Annotated in this window: 3 protein-coding genes; 2 read left to right on the plus strand and 1 reads right to left on the minus strand. The window is 62.6% G+C overall.

Going from position 1 to position 2,097, the window contains the following annotated elements:
• Positions 1–777, minus strand: a 777-nt coding sequence (locus VKR55_RS10985; RefSeq protein WP_324402768.1) for a fumarate hydratase, incomplete at its 3' end; no start/stop codon positions are given.
• Positions 778–889: 112 nt separating this feature from the next.
• Here VKR55_RS10985 and VKR55_RS10990 point away from each other — a divergent pair.
• Positions 890–1,570 carry an alpha/beta fold hydrolase gene (locus VKR55_RS10990; protein WP_324402771.1) on the plus strand — a complete coding sequence of 227 codons (681 nt, stop codon included), beginning with the start codon at positions 890–892 and terminating at the stop codon, positions 1,568–1,570.
• 120 nt (positions 1,571–1,690) lie between these two features.
• Positions 1,691–2,097, plus strand: a 407-nt coding sequence (locus tag VKR55_RS10995) for a hypothetical protein (RefSeq protein ID WP_324402773.1), incomplete at its 3' end; no start/stop codon positions are given.

The following is a 2,097-nucleotide window of genomic DNA, read 5'->3' on the forward strand; positions in this document are numbered from 1 at the left end:
CTTCATGCAGAGCTCGGCCGATGTGCCGCCGATGACGATGGCAAGATGATAAGGTGGGCATGCCGCTGTGCCCAGCGTCAGCACCTTCTCCTTCAGGAAGGCGAGCATGCGATCCTTCGTCAGCACTGAGGGCGTCGCCTGGAACAGAAAGCTCTTGTTCGCAGAGCCGCCGCCCTTCGCCATGAACATGAACTTGTAGGCCAAATCAACTTCCGAAGAGCCACCCTCGGCATAGATCTCGCACTGCGCCGGCATGTTGTTGGCGGTGTTCTTCTCCTCATACATCGACAGCGGCGCGACTTGCGAATAGCGCAGGTTGCGGCGCAGATAGGCGTCGCGCGCGCCTTCGCTCAATGCGGCCTCATCCTCGCCGTCGGTGATGACGTTGCAGCCCTTCTTGCCCATGATGATCGCGGTGCCGGTGTCCTGGCACATCGGCAGCACGCCACCGGCGGCGATATTGGCGTTCTTCAAAAAGTCGAGCGCGACGAACTTGTCGTTGGGGCTCGCCTCCTTGTCGTCGAGGATGTTGCGGAGCTGCTTCAGATGCCCCGGCCGCAAATAATGATTGATCTCGCCGAACGCTGCCTCCGACAGCGCCCGCAGCGCCTCGCGTGACACCACCAGCATGTCCTTGCCGAGCACCTTTTCGACCCGCACGCCCTCGGTCGTGATCTTTTTGTAGGGCGTGGTGTCCGGTCCAAGCGGAAACAGCGGCGTGTGCTTGTAAGGCGGAACAGGCTTTTGCTGGTCGGGAAAGGCGGTCGGGGCGTTCATGGAGCGTCTCACGGGGTTTGCGGACCGCGCCAGGCGGCCTTGACAGGTCTGATAGACTACCACCGCTGATGAGAGCAACACAGCTTTCAGCATGGCAATGGCGAGGGTCGCGATGGCTAGTTTCGTCCTGATTCCAGGTGGTTGGCGCGGCGGCTGGACGTTCGCCGACTTTGTCGCGCGGCTCAAGCGGGCGGGCCACGAGGCCTATGCGCCGACCCTGAGCGGTCTGGACGTCGTGCCGGAGCCATCCGGCGCCAACATCAATCTCGACACGCATATCGCCGACATCATGGAGCTTCTCGCGGTCGAGGATCTATCCGAGGTAATCCTGTGCTCGCACAGCTATGGCGGCATGGTCGCGGCTGGCGTTGCCGATCGCGCGCCCGAGCGGATTGCCGCGCTGGCTTATCTTGATGCCTTCGTGCCGGCGGACGGTCAATCCTGGTGGGATCTCGCAGGCGAGCGTTTCCGGCAACTCATCATCGAACGCGCGCGCCAGGACGGGCTGACGGTCGAACCGCCCGCAGGCGGCGATCTCCGTCGCAGGCCGCATCCGATCGGCTCATTCCTCCAGGCACTTCACCTCACGCGCGCGGAAAAGCCGATGCCACGGTTGTTCGTCTACGCCACCGGCTGGAACGCGACGCCGTTCACGGCACAATACGAGCGCTTGCGCGACGATCCGGCGTGGCAGGTTCACACCCTTGCCTGCGGTCACGACCTCATCAACGAGGCGCCGGACGAGATGTTCGAGATTCTCACGCGGGTCGCGCGTGATCTGTCGCTGGCATAGAGGCACGCGACGCGGTGGCTGATCTGCAACGCCCTTTTCCCCGCCGGCAAGAAGCGGCATTGCGCCCTTGCACTCCCCTTTCCCATTCGCTTCAATGGCGGCAAAGGGGGGCCTTCTCACATGACATCCCGACGACAATTTCGCCGACCGATCCTGCTTGCCGCAGCGCTTGCGTTTCTTGCAGCACTCGCCGCAACCCCCGCCCGCGCCGACCACTGCGACGAAATTGCCAAGCAACTGGCGGATTCGATCGACGGGCTCAAGGTCAACTTCAAGGCCGCCAACATCATCTATCTGACGCATCCGGCGGCGGCCGAATTGTCGCTCGGCTGCCGCAACGACCAATATGCCAACGAGCTCTATGCCAAGACCACGCGCAAGATCAAACCGGCCTTCTTCGACCTCATTGGGTCTGCCGCGGCCGTGATCTTCTCGCTGCCGAAAGACGATACCGCGAAGGGCACCTCGCGCTGCCTGAAGCGCATGGGCATCCTGCGCGGCAACAACATCACCATGCGCTATAAAAG

The organism is Bradyrhizobium sp., assembly GCF_035309285.1.
GTDB lineage: Bacteria > Pseudomonadota > Alphaproteobacteria > Rhizobiales > Xanthobacteraceae > Bradyrhizobium.